Raw genomic sequence first — 17,518 nt, 5'->3', positions numbered from 1 at the left:
TAGAAATAATTCCGTTGGCATGACAACTGCATAAAAAAAAGAAGCCAGAAACGGCCCGGACGAACCTCTCAGAAGTCAGACGTCAGCTTTGTTCGATGTAAATGCAGCACCGGACTGCTCATCGCCAACAAGCTGACGTTTGAAATCTGTTGGCTGCTGGCCGTGTCTGACGTCTTTCCAGTTTCCCTGCGCCTGGGTCATTTGTCATCCTTCAAATAGTATCCGGTCCGGCTCTCCCTGCATCTCTTCACCTCTTCCGGCGTCCCACTGGTCACGATCCGTCCGCCTCTGCAGCCGCCGCCCGGCCCCATGTCAACGATATAGTCGGCATTCCGGATCAAGTCCAAGTCGTGTTCGATGACAATGACCGTAGCTCCCTTATCCAGGAGGCGTTGGAACACCTGGAGCAAGGTCTGGACGTCCAAAGGATGGAGGCCGATGGTGGGTTCATCAAAGACAAAGACGGAATCTCCCTGGCTTTTTCCCAATTCACTGGCCAGTTTCAGCCGCTGGGCCTCCCCGCCGGAAAGGCCGGGGGTGTCTTCTCCCAGGGTCAGGTAACCCAGGCCCAGGTCCTGGAGAGCCTGGAGCCGTTTGGATACCAGAGGCAGATCCCGGCAGGCTTCCAGGGCTTGGGACACGCTGCAGTTCATCAGTTCCGTCAGGGAACGGGACTGGCCGCCCTTTTTCGGCTGCCGGCGGATTTCTCCCACGGCCTTGGCATACCGGGATCCTTTGCAGTCCGGACAAGGGATATCCACGTCCGGCAGGAACTGGACATCCAGACTGATGACCCCGGTGCCGTCGCAGGTGGGACAGCGGAGCCGTCCGGTGTTGTAGGAAAAGTCCCCGGCTTTCAGCCCCTGCTTCTGGGCTTCCTCCGTCCGGGCAAAGACCTTCCGCAGTTCATCATGGATACCTGCATAGGTGGCCACGGTGGAGCGGATGTTGATGCCGATGGGAGTGGCGTCGATGAGTTTCACCTGGCGGATGCCCTGGGCTTCCACGGCCTTCACAGGATCCGGCAGAGGATTCCCGTCCAGAGCGGCTTTCAGACCGGGCACCAGGCTTTCCAGCACCAGGGTGGTCTTGCCGGAGCCTGAAACACCGGTGACCGCCGTCAGCCGGCCTTTGGGGAAATCCACCTCCAGAGGCTGCACTGTGTGGATAGGACCAGTGGACAGATGGATCCGTCCCTGGGCAAAAAGAGGCTGAGGATTTTTCGTCCGGACAATCCCAGCCTTCCCAGAGAGGAAGGGTCCGATCCGGGAGTGGGGATTGGCCGCTACCGCCTCCACCGTTCCTTGAGTGATGACCTGTCCTCCGTCCGCCCCGGCGCCCGGCCCCATCTCCACCAGCCAGTCGCTGTGTCCCAGCAGCTGGACATCATGGTCCACCAGGACGATGGAATTGCCGTCCGCCAGCAGGTCGTCCATAACCCCGGTGAGTCCTTCCAGATTGGCAGGATGGAGCCCAATGGAGGGTTCGTCCAGTACATAGAGCACTCCGGTGGTCCGGTTCCGCACTGCCCGGGCCAGCTGCATCCGCTGCCGTTCTCCGGTGGAAAGGGTGGAAGCCGCCCGGTCCAGGGTCAGGTAATCCAGTCCCAGATCCAGGAGACGGCGGGCGGCAGTCTGGAAGGATTCGCAGATGCTTCGGGCCATGGGGCGCATTTCTTCCGGCAGGGATGCCGGCACCCCGTCCACCCACTCCACCAGGTCCCCCAGGGTCATCCGGCAGGCATCCGCCAGACTGATGCCCCGGAGCCGGGGAGCCCGGGCCGCTTCACTGAGCCGGGTGCCTCCGCAGTCCGGGCACACAGCCTGCTTCAGGAACTTTTCCACCCGTTTCATGCCCTTTTCGTCCTTCACCTTGGACAGGGCATTTTCCACCGTGCGCACCGCATTGAAAAAGGTAAAATTCACTTCCACCAGATCACGGCCCTTGTTGGACTGGACCAGGATATGCTTTTTTTCCGCCGGGCCGTGGAACACCATATCCTTCTCTTCCGGGGTCAGATCCCGGAAAGGCACATCCGTCCGCACTCCCATGGCCTGGCACACCTTGATCATGACATTGAACATCAGGGAACTCCAGGGCGCCACGGCCCCCTCTTCGATGGTCCTGCTCTCATCGGGGACCAGAGTAGATTCGTCCACGGTCCGGATGATGCCCGTACCTCCGCACCGGGGACAGGCACCTCGGCTGTTGAAGGCCAGGTCTTCCGCTCCCGGAGGTTCCACCCGAGCCCCACATTCTGGACAGAAAATGGGCTGTTCCGCCGCCATTTTCAAGGTGGGAGGCAGATAGTGGCCATTGGGACAGCGGTGGCTGGACAGCCGGGAAAACATCAGCCGGAGACTGTTGAGCAGTTCCGTGCCGGTGCCGAAGGTGCTGCGGATTCCCGGGACTCCGGGCCGCTGATGGAGGGCCAGAGCCGCCGGGATGTACAGCACCTGGTCCACCGACGCTTTGGCCGCCTGGGTCATCCGGCGCCGGGTATAGGTGGAAAGAGATTCCAGGTACCGCCGGGACCCTTCCGCATACAGGACCCCCAGGGCCAGGGAGGATTTCCCGGACCCGGATACCCCGGCGATCCCCACGATTTTGTGGAGGGGAATGTCCACGTCGATATTTTTCAGGTTATGGACCCTGGCGCCCCGGACCTCAATGTGGTCAGGGACGGGAGGGATGTGTTTTGCGTTCATATCATACGCCTCCGGCTGCCTTTCCCTGGAATACGATCCGGTAGGCTTCAGCCCCCGGGGCATCCAAAGACTGTTCAATGGTGGAACGGTCAATAATCTGATTTTCTTTTTCAAATGAAAATTCCCTTGTCGGTACAGTATCACTGAAACTGCCCTCAGAAAGAAAGATTCACCGGCTGAAATCCACTTCCGAAAACTCCACCAGGATATCGGCAATATCCTGGATGATAGACTCGTACAGAGCCTTTCCCTCTTCTGTCAATGAGATATAGACCGCCCGTTTATCTTCATGGCAGATACATCTCCGGATAATGGGTTCATTGTATCCTTCCAGCCGTTGGACAAGCCGGGACAAGGCGCTCTGGCTCATCTGGATCATTTCGCAGGCATCCTGCAGTCTCATCTCGTGATTGCGGCTTTCTCCCAGATAGTAGAGCAGATAGAAATCGTTGAGGCAAAGCCCTGCTTTTTCTCTGATCCTGCTCTCGATTTTCTGCTCCAGCATCCGATAACTTTTGGTGAACCTCATCCAATGATGAATGATCTGGCATTCACTGCTGTTGTTCATGAAAGATCTCCTCTGCTTTCATTTGTTTGTAAGTGCATGTATATTCTATGCTGAGAGAACTCCCCCGTCAATGCCGGAATGATTCGCCCCAGGGCGGTAAACCGTCACCTCCTTTCCGATTTCCTGCTGTCCATTTTCTCCAACTCATTGGGTAATGGAGAGGATGTCCTCCACCTTCTCCCGATCACTCCGAAACCGATTGATGGCAGCGTCAGACCGGTATCCCAGGCCCACGCCCATAAGGATCCGTTCAGAATCCGGGATTCCCAGTTTCTGGTGCAGATAAGAAGGAGCAGTGACAAAGGCCACAGCCGCAATGGAATCCACCCCATGGTTGTAGGCACTGAGCATCAGGCTTTCCTCAAAAGCTCCGGCATCAAAGACCTCCCAAAGAGGACCTTGGGCGGATATGGTAATGACGGCAATGGCAGGGGATTGAACAGGTCCTGCTGGCTCTGTCCGAACTTCCTGCCTTCGCTGCCCAGGAACTGCTGCAGCTGCCCTCCCCAGTGGGACATGTTCAGCTGCTCCCGACGGCCCCAGCGTTCTCCCTGGTAAGACTGCATCTCTGGTCCTTCCTGACGGGCCGTCCCATTTCTGTAATCCCGGCGGATTTCTTCAGCTGCTTTGCCCAGCGCCACATACAGTTTCCAGGGTTGGCCATTGGCCCAGGACGGGGCCCATCTGGCATCCTTCACGATGTCCCGGATGGTCTCTTCTGATACCTGCTTGCTGCTGAAATCCCGGATGGATCTTCTGTTGATCAATGCGTCCTGAATGCTTTTTTCTTCCATGTTGTTCTCTCCTTTTTTGTTTATCTCTTTCTGATTGGAATTATTTTTTGCATGCGCATGCATATTTTTGGAAAATCCAAACCAAGATCCATTTGTGATTTCGGTTTCATTTGTATGCGCATGCATATAATAACACCGTCATTCCCTCTTTGTCAACATTTTTCTGTAAAGCAGGCATAGTTGGAAAGATGTCAGAAACGGCCCTTACGGGCCTCTCAAAAGTCAGACTTCAGCTTTGTTCGATTTGGATGCAAATACCAATCTGCTCATCGCCAACAAGCTGACGTCTGAAATCTGCAGGCCTCCGGCCGTGTCTGACATCTTTCTTCTTCCCCAATTCCTGCCAGGCGCACGAGATGGGTCCAGATGCGCGAATACGACAAAGCAGATGGGCCCAGCTCTCTTCCAGGCGCGGGAGATGTACCCAGATACGCGAAAGCGGGGAATTTGGTTCGTGGCATAGTACATGGACGTACATGCCGCGGACCAAATTCCCCGCTGACAAAGCAGATGGGTGCATATCCCGCGCCTGGGTTATGCGTCGGCGATGTCGGCGATAAGCGCCTCCACCTCCCCCTCCTCCGTACTCCAGGAGGTGCAGAAGCGGACCACCAGCCGGCCGTCTTCCAGGTTCCCTTCTTTTTCAAAGACATATTTTTGGGCCAATTTTTCCGCCTTTTCCGGAGTGAGGACCACAAACTGCTGGTTGGTGGGACTGACCACGTATTCAGGGATCCCCTTCTGCCGGAAGGCTTCCCGGATCCGAAGGGCAAAGGCATCCGCCCGGGCAGCCAGTTTAAAATACAGGCCATCCCGGAGCAGAGTATAGAACTGAAGGCCCAGAAGCCAGCCTTTGGCCAGGACGGCTCCGCTCTGTTTCATATGGGCCTTGAACCGGCGGACAGCTTTCGGATGGGTAAGGACCAGCGCTTCCCCAAAAAAGGCGCCGCATTTGGTGCCGCCCAGGTAGAAAGCGTCCGTAAGCTGGGCCAAATCCGGCAGGGTCAGGTCATTGTCCGGAGCAGCCAATCCATAGGCCAGCCGGGCTCCGTCTACAAAGAGAGCCATCCCATATTTCCGGCAGACTTCTGAAATGGCGGTAAGTTCCGCTTTGGAATACAGGGTGCCGTATTCAGTGGTGAAAGAAACATAGACCAGTGAAGGCCGGGTGAGCCATTCCGGTTCACCGGCATCATAATAGGACCGGACTTCCTGTTCAATCTGGGCGGCGGTGATTTTCCCGTCTTTCTGGGGCAAAACCAGGATCTTGTGGCCGGTATTTTCGATAGAAGCACATTCATGGCCATTGATGTGACCGGTGGAAGCGCAGACCACACTGTCACAAGAGCCCAGAAAGGCCGCGATGGTCACCAGGTTCACCTGGGTGGCTCCTGGGAAGAAATACACTTTGCCCTGGGGACACTGGCACAAGTCCAGGATCATTTTTTCTGCCTTGTCACACCATTCATCGGTGCCATAACCGCTGAACTGGGTATCGTTGGTACGGACCAGGGCTTCCAGGATGTTGGGATGGGCCCCGTGGTTGTAGTCATTGTTGAATCGGATCATGATAAGTCCTCCCTGAAAAGATGATTTACCCCTTGATTCTATCATAAATCCAGCCCTTTGTCCCAAATCCCTTAAAAGACGCCAGAACCGGCCCTCACGGGCCTCTCAGAAGGCAGACGTCAGCTTTGTCCGATGCAGATGCAGCACCCTGCTCAATCGCCAACAAGCTGATATCTGATGTCTGCAGGCCTCCGGCCGTGTCTGATGTCTGTTTTCTCCCTCGGTTTTTTCCCTGAGCACCAGAGTAGGTCAGATGCGCAAATTCGACAAAGCAGATGGGCCCGATTTTCTTCCAGGCGCGGGAGATGTGCCCAGATACGCGAACCCGACAAAGTAGATGGGTGCATCTCCCGTGCCTGGGTTATGCGTCAGCTCCGTGCCTCGCCAGGACTCACCTGTTCAAACCCAAACCAATCCTTTTCCGGGTTCCAGATCAGCCGATAGACAGTCCCGTCCTGGAAGCCGCCGAAATCGTATTTGGCCAAGTAAAGATTGCCCCGGTGGGTCATGATGGAATCGATGTCCACCCCATGGGGGGCATAGAAATTCTTGCTGTTGATAAATTCCTGGACCTTTTTCCCTTCTTTGTCATAGCCGATGAGCATGGTTTCAAAGAGACAGTCGGAATGGGAAAGTCCCGGTGTGACGCTGTAGAAAAAGCGGCCGGTGTCGGTATCTTTGAGCTGTTCGATGCTGTAGGTGATGTGACGGTTGGCATCATTGGGCCGGATGTCCTGCCAGAGGGCGCTGTCCTGTTCCAGGAAATGGCCCTTCCGGACGGCCACCAGTGCCGGGCTGCCCATGCGGGTCCGACCTCCCAGAAAATGCATTTTCCGTTTTCCTTCAGAAAAATCTTTTTGGACCACTTTGGAGGAAGAATCCGGGATCTGGAGGAAAGCCCGTTCCATAGGGATGAAATGACTGGCCAGCACCGCTGCCGGCATCCCCAGTGCCAGCAGCAGGGAGAGAAAGAAGCGAACACCCTGCATCATGAGAACACTCCCTTTCGTTGTGTTGATGATATACTTATTTTACCAAATTGTCTGTTGTCAGCAATAAAAACGCAGTTCCTCAAAATGCTTTCTCCAGGTTTGCAAAATATAGTCACTGTTTGCCTCTATAATTCTTAAAAGCATAACCAAAGTTCTTTGAGGAATCTTGGAATGATTGTTGCAGAGAAGAGCCTTCCCGCTTTCTGTAATCCACACTTTCGTGGCATTTGGGGAAGGCCTGCCTTCTGCAATATGGACATGTACCGGCTCTACCGGATTGTTTTCATTGGACCAGAAATACACTAAATAGGGCCCGATTCTAAACAGCTGTGGCATGGGCAAAACCTCCGGCCTGCGCCAGTTCCAGGATCATATGGGCATTATGATGCAGGAAAGAATCGAATTCCTGTATCTTTTCCGCAGGATAACCCTGTATATCTTTCCACTGATATCCAGGTAGGATACATTCTGCATGATGGAATCCGCCTTCACAAGGTGTTTCGATATAGACTCGGACAGTTCCATCATCCCCCATGCTGGAATGGCTGATTTCCGTTTCATCGGCCAATGTCATATATGGATACCGCATATTCTCCACCGCCTTTGCTGATTATTTTTCATTTTATTGTACCATATTTCCAGACAGTTGTCCTGGAGCCCTTAGAAGACGTCAGAACCGGCCCTGGCGGGCCTCCCAGAAGGCAGACTTCAGCTTTGTCCGCTTTAGATGCAGTACCGATCTGCTCATCGCCAACAAGCTGACGTCTGGAATCTGAAGGCCTCCGGCCGTGTCTGATGTCTTTTTTTGCCTTCGACTCTCTTCCAGGCGCGGGAGATGTACCCAGATACGCGAAAGCGGGGAATTTGGTTCGTGGCATAGTACATGGACGTACATGCCGCGGACCAAATTCCCCGCTGACAAAGTAGATGGGTGCATATCCCGCGAATCTCGGCCGGGGCACAAGAAGGGTCCAGATGCGCGAAAGCGGGAGATTTGGATTGTGGCATAGTACATAGGCGTACATGCCGCAATCCAAATCTCCCGCTGACAAAGCAGATGGGCCCTTATTGTGCCCCGATATTATGTGTTAGCCGCTTACTCCCACTCAATCGTCGCCGGCGGCTTGCTGGTGATATCGTAGACCACCCGGTTCACCCCGGGAACTTCGTTGACGATCCGGCGGGACACGATGTCCAGTACGTGGTAGGGAATGTGGGACCAGTCAGAAGTCATGCCATCGGTGCTGTTGACGGCACGGAGGGCGATGGTATTGCTGTAGGTCCGGAAGTCACCCATGACCCCTACGCTGCGGATGTTGGGGAGACAGGCGAAATACTGCCAGATGGATCGGTCCAGGCCGGCTTTGGCGATTTCTTCCCGGAAGATGGCATCGGCTTCCCGGACGATGTGGAGCTTTTCTTCGGTGACTTCGCCCAAGACACGGATGGCCAGGCCAGGGCCCGGGAAGGGCTGGCGCCATACCAGTTCGGAAGGGATGCCCAGTTCTTCGCCCACGGCACGGACTTCATCTTTGAACAGTTCCCGGAGAGGTTCGATGAGGCCCAGTTTCATGTCCTTGGGCAGGCCGCCTACGTTGTGGTGGCTCTTGATGGTGGCAGAGGTCCCGGTACCGCCGGATTCCACCACGTCCGGATAGATGGTCCCTTGGACCAGGAAGTCCATATGACCGATTTTTTGGGATTCTTCTTCGAAGACCCGGATGAATTCTTCCCCGATGATCTTCCGTTTCTTTTCAGGGTCGCTGACCCCTTTCAGTTTGCTGAGGAAACGGTCCTGGGCGTTGACCCGGATCAGGTTCATGTCGAAGTCCCGTTTGAAGACCTGTTCCACCTGGTCTCCTTCATCTTTCCGAAGCAGGCCGTGGTCCACGAATACGCAGGTGAGCTGCTTGCCCACAGCCTTGTGGACCAGGACGGCAGCTACGGAGGAATCCACCCCGCCGCTCATGGCGCAGAGCACATTCTTGTCCCCTACTTTTTCCCGGATTTCCCGGATCTTGTTCTGGGCGAAGGAAGACATGGTCCAATCCCCGGACAGATTGCAGATATTGAACAGGAAATTGCTGAACATCTGCTTGCCAAAGGGAGTGTGCATCACTTCTGGATGGAACTGGACGCCATAGAGCTTCTTGTCCTCATTCTGCATGGCGGCAATGGGACATTCGTCCGTATGGGCGATGACGGTGAAGCCTTCGGGAGCCTTTTCCGCATAGTCCTGATGGCTCATCCAGCACACATTGTTCTTTTCCAAGCCGGAGAAGAGGCGGGTTTCGTTGTCCAGCACCACGGCGGTCTTGCCGTATTCCCCGCTGCCCGCATGGGCTACACTGCCGCCCAGGGCCTTGGTCATGAACTGGTCTCCATAGCAGATGCCCAGGACGGGGATCCCCATTGCAAAGACCCCGGCATCTACGCTGGGAGTATTTTCCGCATAGACACTGTTGGGACCGCCGGACAGGATGATGGCCTTGGGATTTTTGGCTTTGATCTGATCCAGGGTATAATTGTAAGGAATGATTTCGCAGTACACACCGCATTCACGGACGCGTCTGGCAATCAGCTGGCTGTACTGTGCGCCGAAGTCAACCACCAGGACAACCTCATGCTGTAAATTCTCCATATTCTGCCTCCCTTTGGTAGTTTGTAATATTTAAAACAATATACCATACTTCGCGATTTCTTTCAATTCCAAATCCGATTATTTTTCGTTGGACAGGCCTAATTTTTCGAAAATCAGGAATGCCAGGCTGGCCAGGATGGCCACTACCGTAGCCAGGCCCATGCCTTTGAGCTGGACGGGCCCAATGTGGACTGCCGCCCCGGAAAGACCGCTGATCATGGTCACAGCCGTAAGGATCAGGTTCTTAGGCTGGGTGAAATCCACCTTCCGCTCCACCATCATCCGCAGACCGGATGCAGCGATAAAACCGAACAATAAGATGCAGACGCCGCCCATCACCGGGGTGGGGATCCCGTGGATCACCGCAGCCACTTTCCCGATGAAGGAAAACAAGATGGCAAAAATGGCGGCTCCTCCGATGACCCAGGTGCTGTACACCCCGGTGATGGCCATGACTCCCATATTTTCCCCGTAGGTGGTGTTGGGAGTAGAACCCAGGAACCCGGAGAGCACGTTGGACAGGCCATCGGCCATGAGGGACCGGTGGAGCCCGGGATCCTTGATCAGGTCACGGCCCACGATGTCGCTGGTGACGAAGAGATGGCCCAGATGTTCTGCCAGCACCACGAACAGGGCGGGCAGGATCATCATGATGGCAGAGAGGTTGAACCGGGGCTGATAGAAGGTGGGGAAAGAGAACCAGGCGGCAGTTTCCACCGCAGAGAAGTTCACCACTCCCATGCACCAGCTGAGGACGTAGCCGGACACCACCCCGATGAGGATGGGGATGATGGCGATGAAACCCCGGCCCAGGACGGTGGCCAGGATGGTGACAATCAGGGTGAACATGGAAATGGTCATGGCCTGGCCGTTGGTCATCCCCTGGACCGGATCCACGAACCCGCTCATGTTGAGGGCCAGAGGCGCCAGTTCCAGGCCGATGATGGCCACGATGGACCCCATAGCCGCGGGCGGGAACAGCACATCGATCCAGCCGGTGCCGATTTTCTTCACCATGAGGCCGATGAGGATGAAGCAGAGCCCGAAGGCGATGAAACCTCCCTGGGCGTCTCCGTAGGTCATCCCCGGGGTGGCACAGACGGCCAGCACAGGGGAAATGAAAGCAAAGCTGGAGCCCAGATAGGCAGGGAGCTTCCATTTGCAGATGGTCAGGTACAGCAGGGTCCCCACCCCGTTCATAAACAGGGCTGTGGCAGGGTCCACGTGCAGGAGAAAAGGCACCAGTACGGTGGAGCCGAACATGGCAAACAGATGCTGCAGGCTCAGGGGAATGGTTTCCAGGACCGGAAGCTTTTCTTCCACGTGGATGATTCGTCGTTCTTCCATGGGTCATGACTCCTTTGTATTCTTTTTGATCTCCCTTATTGTACCATATCTTTCTCCAGATTCGGCACACAAAAAAAGACTGCTGCCTATGCAACAGTCTTTCAAATTTCAATGGTGCCGGGGACCGGAATCGAACCGGTACGGAGATCACTCTCCGAGGGATTTTAAGTCCCTTGCGTCTGCCAGTTCCGCCACCTCGGCGAAAAAGTTGGAGGCGACGCCCAGAATCGAACTGGGGATAAAGGTTTTGCAGACCTCTGCCTTACCGCTTGGCTACGTCGCCATATGAAAATGGAGCGGAAAACGAGATTCGAACTCGCGACCCCCACCTTGGCAAGGTGATGCTCTACCACTGAGCTACTTCCGCATGAAGAATGGTGCCTCAGCGCAGAATCGAACTGCGGACACAAGGATTTTCAGTCCTTTGCTCTACCAACTGAGCTACCGAGGCAATTGGCGACCCAGGACGGACTCGAACCGACGATCTCCGCCGTGACAGGGCGGCATTCTAACCAACTGAACTACTGGGCCGTTGTCTGACAGCACCTTCAGGTGCTGTCGATTTAATTAGTATACTGTATAGTGAGGGAAATGTCAAGGAAAAATTGGAGATGGGAAATGATTTTCCCATCTCCGTCACTATTCTCTCGCCTCTAGCCTTTGGAAAGAACCCGGGCAGCGGGTTTCTTTGAATCGGGATGTTGTCTCCTCAGAACTTCCATCTCACCCCGGCATCCCAGCTCCAGTTCTTCCGGTAGGTGCCGGTACTGCTCTTTTCTCCTTCCAGGTAGAACTGGCTCTGGGGCGACAGCTGGACGGCCATGCCGAAGCCGTATTCGAACCAGTTGTCCCCGTAATCCCGGTCCAGCTTCAGGAACCCTTCGTCGTCGGCGAAGCGGATCTCCCCGCTGCCTCCGAATTCGTGGAACCAGTCCGCCTTTACGAAGAACTGGGCCCGGTGGTCTTCATACCCGGCCCGGAATCCGGCCCGTCCTACCGCACTGTGGATGTTGTTTTCCTCATACCGGACCCCATTGGCCAGGTCCGCAGAGGCCCCCTTCAGCCAGCCCAGGGTGAACTGGGCCTGGGGTTCCAGGAACCAGCCTCCGGAAAAGTGCTTCTTCCAGCCGTATTCCGCCCCGGCGGTGAAGCCGTTGTTGTCCAGGGTCCCTTTGGCTCCGTAGCTGCCATACACTTCATCAGAGAGATGCTGGCCCTTCAGGACGAAATCCCAGTACTGGCCGTCCTTCTTCACATGGGTATCGTAGAGTCCCAGGCTGATGCCGGTCAGATCGGAAGTCCCTCCGTAAAAAGTCCCCGTGCCCCGGCTGTAGCCCAGGCCAATGCCCTGGTAATGACGTTCTTTCCCATTTTCTCCCAAAAGCTTGTCATAGCCCACCTGGTATTGATGGTGCTGGAGGGTAAAGGCTCCTTCTTCCCCGCTGCGCTGGCTCCGGGTCCCGGCGGCTCTCGCCCAGACCCCTTCCGGTGCGGCATCCTGGGTATGCAGGTCCCCCATCCGTTTGAACAGGCTGTCCGTATCTTCCCGCCACATCTGGTAGTTCATACCCTGGAGCCCCATCATGCTTTGGACGAAATGGGTATGATGACCCTTGTCATCGGTGGGGAGGTTCTGGAAGCCCTTCAGATACCAATCAGTATTGTAGCCCTGGGTGACAGCATCTCCCTTGCTCTTTTCATGGGTGTCCAGGAGCACCCGGTGGAAGAACAGCCGGTCTTCCTGATCCGGCACATAGAATTTTCCCTGTTCTTCCCCTACACTGACCAGGACGGACCCGATGGCCCCGTCGGTCCATTTTCCCTTGACCGCATGGAGCTGCAGCTGGGTGGTCCCCGTATGGGCCCCTTTCACATAGAGACGGTCATTCACCTGGGCATTCCCCTGGTGGCCCATAAGGACAACCGCCCCGTCCCCGGCGAAGTTCCCCGTATACAGGCTCTGATCAGTCGTATCCTGATTCAGATGGATGATCCCCTTATCGGCCTGAAGACTGGTAACTTTGGAATCGCCATCCAGATTCCAGATGGCACCGTCATTGAGATGAAGGGTGATCCCAGCGTCGGGAGCGATCCCGGAATCCAGATTCTGGTCATCCACCTTGCCCTTCAGCTGGGAACCGCTGCCTTTCAGATACGCCTCCAGAGAACTGCCGGCAGCAGCGGTCAGATCCCCGTCGATGACCCCGGTGCTGCCTTCATGGCCCAGGGTGACGGAACCGCCTCCGGAAGAACGGGCCGCATAGGTGCTGCCATTGGCTGAAAGGACGTAGTGGTTGGCATCCAAGGTGATGGGAGCTTTCTCAGAAAGGGACCAGATTTCTCCCTTCACCACTGCATTTTCTGTTGCACTGCCGCCGATCGTTACCGGCATGGCATTGGCCTGGACCGCCCGCATACCGCTGGCCGGATCGATGAGGATGTCCTTCCCTTCCAGAGCCACTTTGTTGGCAGAATCCCCCAGGGCCCAGATGCCCCCGTCGATCTGGAGCAGACGGGTCCCATCATGGCCCAAGTTCACAGCGCCACCGGTGGTGAGGATCAGGTTCTGATTTTTATTGGAACCTTCATAGATGTGGATGGTGTCTCCGTCCACGGAATACCCTCCATTGAGGCCCACCAGCCGGCCATCGATGCTCACGTTGGAATCCGCTTCCCCGATGACCAGGGCATTGTCCGCAGCCTGTTGGATCACTACAGCGTCATGGGTATGGCTGTCCGGGTCCGTAGAAGTCCCGTCTTCCTTGGTCTTCACCGTGGTCCCCAGGGTCCCGCTGTCCGGAGCGGCCCCGTCGCTGAGGGTGATATTTTTCCCCACTACATCCATCCGGGCGACCCCGTTGACCAGCAGCCGTCCTTTGATGGCCAACGTATCGGAGGTACTTCCTTCCGGCGCCGTCCGGCCAATTTCCACGGATCTGCTGTTGGCGTTGGCATAAAGGGCCGTATAGCCGGCGTTGTCCAAAAGGATATTTTTCCCGCCCACATACAGGATGGTATCTTTTCCCGTGACGATTTCCCCGTTCACCGTAGTCTGGGCCGTATCTGCATCCCCGATCTGGATGGAAGAACTGCCTCGGTCGGTGAGGGAAAAAGCGTTCTTGTTATTTTCGAAATCCCCTTTCAGCCCGTTCAGGGTGACTGCCTGGCTGCCATAGAGAACGAAGGCATTGGATCCGTTGGTCAAGATATGGCCGTTCACTGTAGTGGTCTCCGTGGTATCCACATTGCCGGACCAGAACTGGGAATCGGTAAAGTCCAATGCTACCGCGTTGTACATATCAGAAGAAGTATCCGTCAAAGCCGGCTTTCTGGAAGCATTGAAGACCAGATTTTTCCCGTTGAACCAGGCCAATTCATCCTGATTGCTGGTCCCTGTCACGGCCACGGAACCGTTCACCGTCACCTCCGCCTGGCTGCCGCCGGCATAGAGCTGCCCGGTGCCCGTTTCTCCGTAACCGCCGTAGGTAAGACGGATGGCACTGGTATCATAGGAATTTTCATTCAGGGCATTCCCGATGGTCAGCTTACGGGCAGCCTTCAGATCCAACTTTGCGGTCCCGTTGAATAAGATTCCGGAAGCCAGATTGATTTCATCTGCATCCATATCCACATCACAGTCCGTCACATGGAGGGACCGATGGAAGTAACTGCCATCCGCCTCCGGAGCCAGGGTGATGGTCTTCCCCGTAAGGGAAGCGGTCCCCTGGCTGTCCACCTGGAGTTCCTGAGCAGTGATATCCCCCCGGTTCCCCGCCGGATCTTCTGCGATGAGGGTCAAGCTGGCATCTTTACCGGTGGCATGGAGGAGACCGTCCGACGAGATGCTGGCGGCTTTCACCCGGATGCTGCCGTCCCCAGTCACGGTGAAATCTCCGGAAGCATCCACTTTCCCAGCGGCCGTCACAGCAATCTTGGCATGGCCCCCCACAGCAGCCAAGGCCGCATTCCGGTTCCAGGGGCTGGAGGTCTGGCCGTATGTTCCCAATTCCACATCTCCCCCCGCGTTCACCGTGACGGAAGCATAGGGAGCGGAGCTGGGAAGGTAGGATCCGGTCATCACCAGGCCGTTTTTGGCGGTCACATTGCCCCGGGCGTTAAAGGTCACCTGGGCATTGGATTCAGAAGCCCGGGTATTCCCGATGGACAGGTTGTTCCCAGAAACAGTGATGGTGTTCAGGATGGGTTCCCCCGTGGAAGAGGTCTGGGTCCCGCCCACCCCGAATTCATCGATGGTGATGTTCCCGGCATTGGCATTGCCGATAGTTACGGTGCTGGAGCCGGATACGCTGAGGGTCTGGATGTGCAGATTCCCCGTCATGTAGCGGGTACCCAGGCTGAGGGTACTGCCCCCTGCTACATTGACGCCCTGGCTGCCAGTGACGGAAAGGTTCTTCCCGTCCAGGTCCACCGTTCCCCCGGCACTCTGTCCCCCCAGCTGCACCGCATTGACGGTCACCGCTGAAAGGTTCTCTGTATCTGCGCTCCCGGCATGGATGGTGCCTCCGGTGGTGAATCCACCGGTAAAGGAAATGTTTTTCCCCAGGACAGTGGCATCTCCTCCGTTGCCGCCCCCGTAGTCCTCGATGGTCACCTGACGGGTACTGTCTTTCCCTACTGTCACCTGATCCTGGTTCCATCCCTGGAGATGCTTTACGGTGATGGGATCTCCCTCTGTGGCATCTCCGCTCCATTTGTTCACATACTCATAGGTCCGGGCATCGGCCTGTGCTTTCCCCTGCCAGGAAAGCAGGGACAGCAGCACAGCGGCCGTGAGCCCCAGGGTCGTTGGTCTCGGAAGTTGTTTTTTCATCGGCAATCAGGCTCCTTGCACTAAAGATAACAATTGGTTGAATAATGAATTGAATACACTTGTTCAACAATTGACTATATTATAGCACAGTTCTCTCATTTCCGATAAAATTCAGAACAATCCATCTGATTTACTCGCTTGAATCACAAAGTATTGTAACATATTCGGATTTGTATCAATGTCAAGAGAAATATAAAAAATAGGGTCGCTGCACATGTGTTTCTTACATGTGCAGCGACCCCTTTGGATCCCTTCTGGAATTATTTCCGCAGGCCCAGTCTTTCTACGATGCTTCTGTACCGTTCGATGTTCTTCTTCATCAGGTAGTTCAGCAGACCCCGGCGCTGGCCGACCATTTTCAGCAGGCCCCGGCGGGAATGATGGTCCTTCTTGTTGTTCTTCAGGTGTTCGGTCAGATAGCCGATCCGTTCGGTCAGGATGGCGATCTGGACTTCCGGAGATCCGGTATCCTGTTCATTGATCCGATAGGTTTCGATGAGTTCTTTCTTTCTGGCAGGTGTCAACATGTTTCTTTTCCTCCTTGGTCATAGAAAAGCCTCTGGCTGCAGCTGGCGTCGGAGTGTCGCGCAGCAGCGCCAAGGTTTCAGATACTGTGCCCTTTCGGCACTCTGGAATTATAACATACTTTACAGTCAGGTGCAAGGGAAAAGGAGTCCCTGCCGCACCAAGCTTTCTGCGGTACAGACGGCGGCTACGGCAGGGTCGATCACCGGCACGCCCAGCTTTTCGCTGAGGGGGCGGGCCAATCCTAAAAAGGACAGGCAGCCCAAGATCAGGCTCTGGACTCCCGCTTCCCGGATCAGCCGGCTGCCTTCTTCCGCCAGCTGAGAAAAGGCTTCTTCCCGGTTGTCCCAGATGGATCTTCCCTGGAAATGGATGGCCCCGATGGCCTTGATCCGGCCGGGAGCGATGCCCAAAGTGGGCAGGAACAGTTCCTTTTCCCCGATCCGGGAAGGGTCGCTGAGGATGACCCCAGCCTGCCTGGCCACGAGCGGCGCCAAGAGCACCGATGCCTGGGCTCCGCCCACTACAGGGATTTTCAGCCGTTCCCGGCAGGCTTCCGCCGCCGGATCGGAAAAGCAGTACAGTACCACGGCATCACAGCCTTCCTGTTCCGCCTCCTGGGCCAGGTCCAAGATCTCCGCCCCGGCCAGGACTACATCCGCGGCACTGTCGATTTCCACTTTCGTCCGGGTGAGGCAGACCATGGACAGTTCTACATCGGGCCCCACGAACTGCTGGAGGATCCGGCAGCGCTGGGCCATGTTTTTTTCCCCTACCCCGTAATCCGGGTTGATGATACGGATCTTCATAGGCACCTCAGGCTAAGATCTTAGAAAGGAATTTCCGGGCCCGTTCCGATTTGGGATGGGCGAAGAATTCCGCCGGAGGAGCGCTTTCCACCAGGTAGCCTCCGTCCATGAAATGGATCACATCGGACACATCCCGGGCAAAGCCCATTTCATGGGTCACCAGCACCATGGTGATGCCGCTTTTGGCCAGGTCCCGGATCACGTCCAGCACCTCTTTGACCATTTCCGGATCCAGGGCAGAAGTGGGTTCGTCCAGCAAAAGCACATCGGGATGCATGGCCATGGCACGGGCAATGGCCACCCGCTGCTGCTGCCCCCCGGAAAGCCGGCTGGGATATTCGTCCGCTTTATCTCCCAGGCCTACCTTGGCCAAGAGCTCCCGGCCGTCCTTTTCCGCTTCTTCCCGGCTCTTTCCGTTGACCACCATGGGAGCATAGGTCACGTTCCGGAGCACGGTCATGTTCTTGAACAGATTGAAGTGCTGGAACACCATCACTTCTTTTTTCCGGATGTCCGCGATCTTGACCCCCGGTGCCAGGATATCCTGGCCTTCGAAGATGATTTTTCCGGCATTGGGTCTTTCCAGCAGGTTCAGGCACCGGAGCAGGGTGGATTTCCCGCTGCCGGACGGACCGATGATGGTGACCACCTGCCCCTTCCCTACACTGAGGGTGATGTCTTTCAGCACTTCCAGGCTGCCGAAACTTTTTGCTACATGTTCTACTTGGATGATG

15 protein-coding genes and 5 tRNA genes are annotated in these 17,518 nt (G+C 55.9%); all 20 read right to left on the bottom strand.

The window, feature by feature from the left end; all coding sequences use genetic code 11:
* Positions 1-75: 75 nt before the first annotated feature.
* Positions 76-201, bottom strand: a complete 126-nt coding sequence (locus tag BQ2657_RS13395; protein ID WP_261796399.1) for a hypothetical protein — start codon at positions 199-201, stop codon at positions 76-78.
* The gene (locus BQ2657_RS07635; protein ID WP_075580086.1) at positions 198-2,708 is read right to left on the bottom strand and encodes an excinuclease ABC subunit UvrA; all 2,511 of its coding nucleotides are present in this window, start codon (positions 2,706-2,708) and stop codon (positions 198-200) included. Before BQ2657_RS07635 ends, BQ2657_RS13395 begins: the two co-directional genes overlap by 4 nt.
* 169 nt (positions 2,709-2,877) lie before the next feature.
* The gene (locus BQ2657_RS07630; RefSeq protein WP_083236210.1) at positions 2,878-3,276 is read right to left on the bottom strand and encodes a MarR family winged helix-turn-helix transcriptional regulator; all 399 of its coding nucleotides are present in this window, start codon (positions 3,274-3,276) and stop codon (positions 2,878-2,880) included.
* 144 nt (positions 3,277-3,420) lie between these two features.
* Positions 3,421-3,687 carry a nitroreductase family protein gene (locus BQ2657_RS13120; RefSeq protein WP_232709097.1) on the bottom strand — a complete coding sequence of 89 codons (267 nt, stop codon included), beginning with the start codon at positions 3,685-3,687 and terminating at the stop codon, positions 3,421-3,423.
* Positions 3,627-4,070 carry a nitroreductase family protein gene (locus BQ2657_RS07620; protein WP_075580085.1) on the bottom strand — a complete coding sequence of 148 codons (444 nt, stop codon included), beginning with the start codon at positions 4,068-4,070 and terminating at the stop codon, positions 3,627-3,629. The genes BQ2657_RS13120 and BQ2657_RS07620 overlap by 61 nt, the downstream gene beginning before the upstream one ends.
* Positions 4,071-4,604: 534 nt before the next feature.
* On the bottom strand, positions 4,605-5,639 hold the full coding sequence (locus BQ2657_RS07615) for a threonine aldolase family protein (RefSeq protein ID WP_075580084.1): 1,035 nt from the start codon (positions 5,637-5,639) through the stop codon (positions 4,605-4,607).
* 368 nt (positions 5,640-6,007) lie between these two features.
* On the bottom strand, positions 6,008-6,631 hold the full coding sequence (locus BQ2657_RS07610) for a hypothetical protein (protein ID WP_075580083.1): 624 nt from the start codon (positions 6,629-6,631) through the stop codon (positions 6,008-6,010).
* Positions 6,632-6,688: 57 nt separating this feature from the next.
* The gene (locus BQ2657_RS07605) at positions 6,689-6,967 is read right to left on the bottom strand and encodes a DUF4160 domain-containing protein (RefSeq protein ID WP_075580082.1); all 279 of its coding nucleotides are present in this window, start codon (positions 6,965-6,967) and stop codon (positions 6,689-6,691) included.
* Entirely contained in the window at positions 6,951-7,220 is a 270-nt protein-coding gene (locus tag BQ2657_RS07600; RefSeq protein WP_075580081.1) for a hypothetical protein, read from the bottom strand. Before BQ2657_RS07600 ends, BQ2657_RS07605 begins: the two co-directional genes overlap by 17 nt.
* 507 nt (positions 7,221-7,727) lie before the next feature.
* Complete coding sequence (gene guaA / locus BQ2657_RS07595; RefSeq protein WP_075580080.1) at positions 7,728-9,272, bottom strand: glutamine-hydrolyzing GMP synthase; 1,545 nt, start codon at positions 9,270-9,272, stop codon at positions 7,728-7,730.
* 78 nt (positions 9,273-9,350) lie between these two features.
* Positions 9,351-10,619, bottom strand: a complete 1,269-nt coding sequence (gene uraA, locus BQ2657_RS07590; protein ID WP_075580079.1) for a uracil permease — start codon at positions 10,617-10,619, stop codon at positions 9,351-9,353.
* A 112-nt stretch (positions 10,620-10,731) separates the two neighbouring features.
* A tRNA-Leu gene (locus BQ2657_RS07585) sits at positions 10,732-10,820 on the bottom strand.
* An 8-nt stretch (positions 10,821-10,828) separates the two neighbouring features.
* A tRNA-Cys gene (locus BQ2657_RS07580) sits at positions 10,829-10,902 on the bottom strand.
* 9 nt (positions 10,903-10,911) lie between these two features.
* A tRNA-Gly gene (locus tag BQ2657_RS07575) sits at positions 10,912-10,986 on the bottom strand.
* An 8-nt stretch (positions 10,987-10,994) separates the two neighbouring features.
* Positions 10,995-11,070 (bottom strand) — tRNA-Phe (locus BQ2657_RS07570).
* A 3-nt stretch (positions 11,071-11,073) separates the two neighbouring features.
* A tRNA-Asp gene (locus tag BQ2657_RS07565) sits at positions 11,074-11,150 on the bottom strand.
* A 178-nt stretch (positions 11,151-11,328) separates the two neighbouring features.
* Positions 11,329-15,450, bottom strand: a complete 4,122-nt coding sequence (locus tag BQ2657_RS12670) for an autotransporter outer membrane beta-barrel domain-containing protein (RefSeq protein ID WP_083236207.1) — start codon at positions 15,448-15,450, stop codon at positions 11,329-11,331.
* A 260-nt stretch (positions 15,451-15,710) separates the two neighbouring features.
* Positions 15,711-15,977: a 30S ribosomal protein S15 gene (gene rpsO, locus BQ2657_RS07555; RefSeq protein WP_075580078.1), complete on the bottom strand. Its 267-nt coding sequence runs from the start codon at positions 15,975-15,977 to the stop codon at positions 15,711-15,713.
* Between the two features lie 126 nt (positions 15,978-16,103).
* Entirely contained in the window at positions 16,104-16,784 is a 681-nt protein-coding gene (locus BQ2657_RS07550; protein WP_075580077.1) for an aspartate/glutamate racemase family protein, read from the bottom strand.
* Positions 16,785-16,791: 7 nt separating this feature from the next.
* Entirely contained in the window at positions 16,792-17,517 is a 726-nt protein-coding gene (locus tag BQ2657_RS07545) for an amino acid ABC transporter ATP-binding protein (protein WP_075581021.1), read from the bottom strand.
* Position 17,518: the final 1 nt, after the last annotated feature.

The organism is Acidaminococcus massiliensis (assembly GCF_900095825.1).
Classification (GTDB): Bacteria; Bacillota; Negativicutes; order Acidaminococcales; family Acidaminococcaceae; genus Acidaminococcus; species Acidaminococcus massiliensis.
This window is presented reverse-complemented; position numbering and strand designations above follow the sequence as displayed.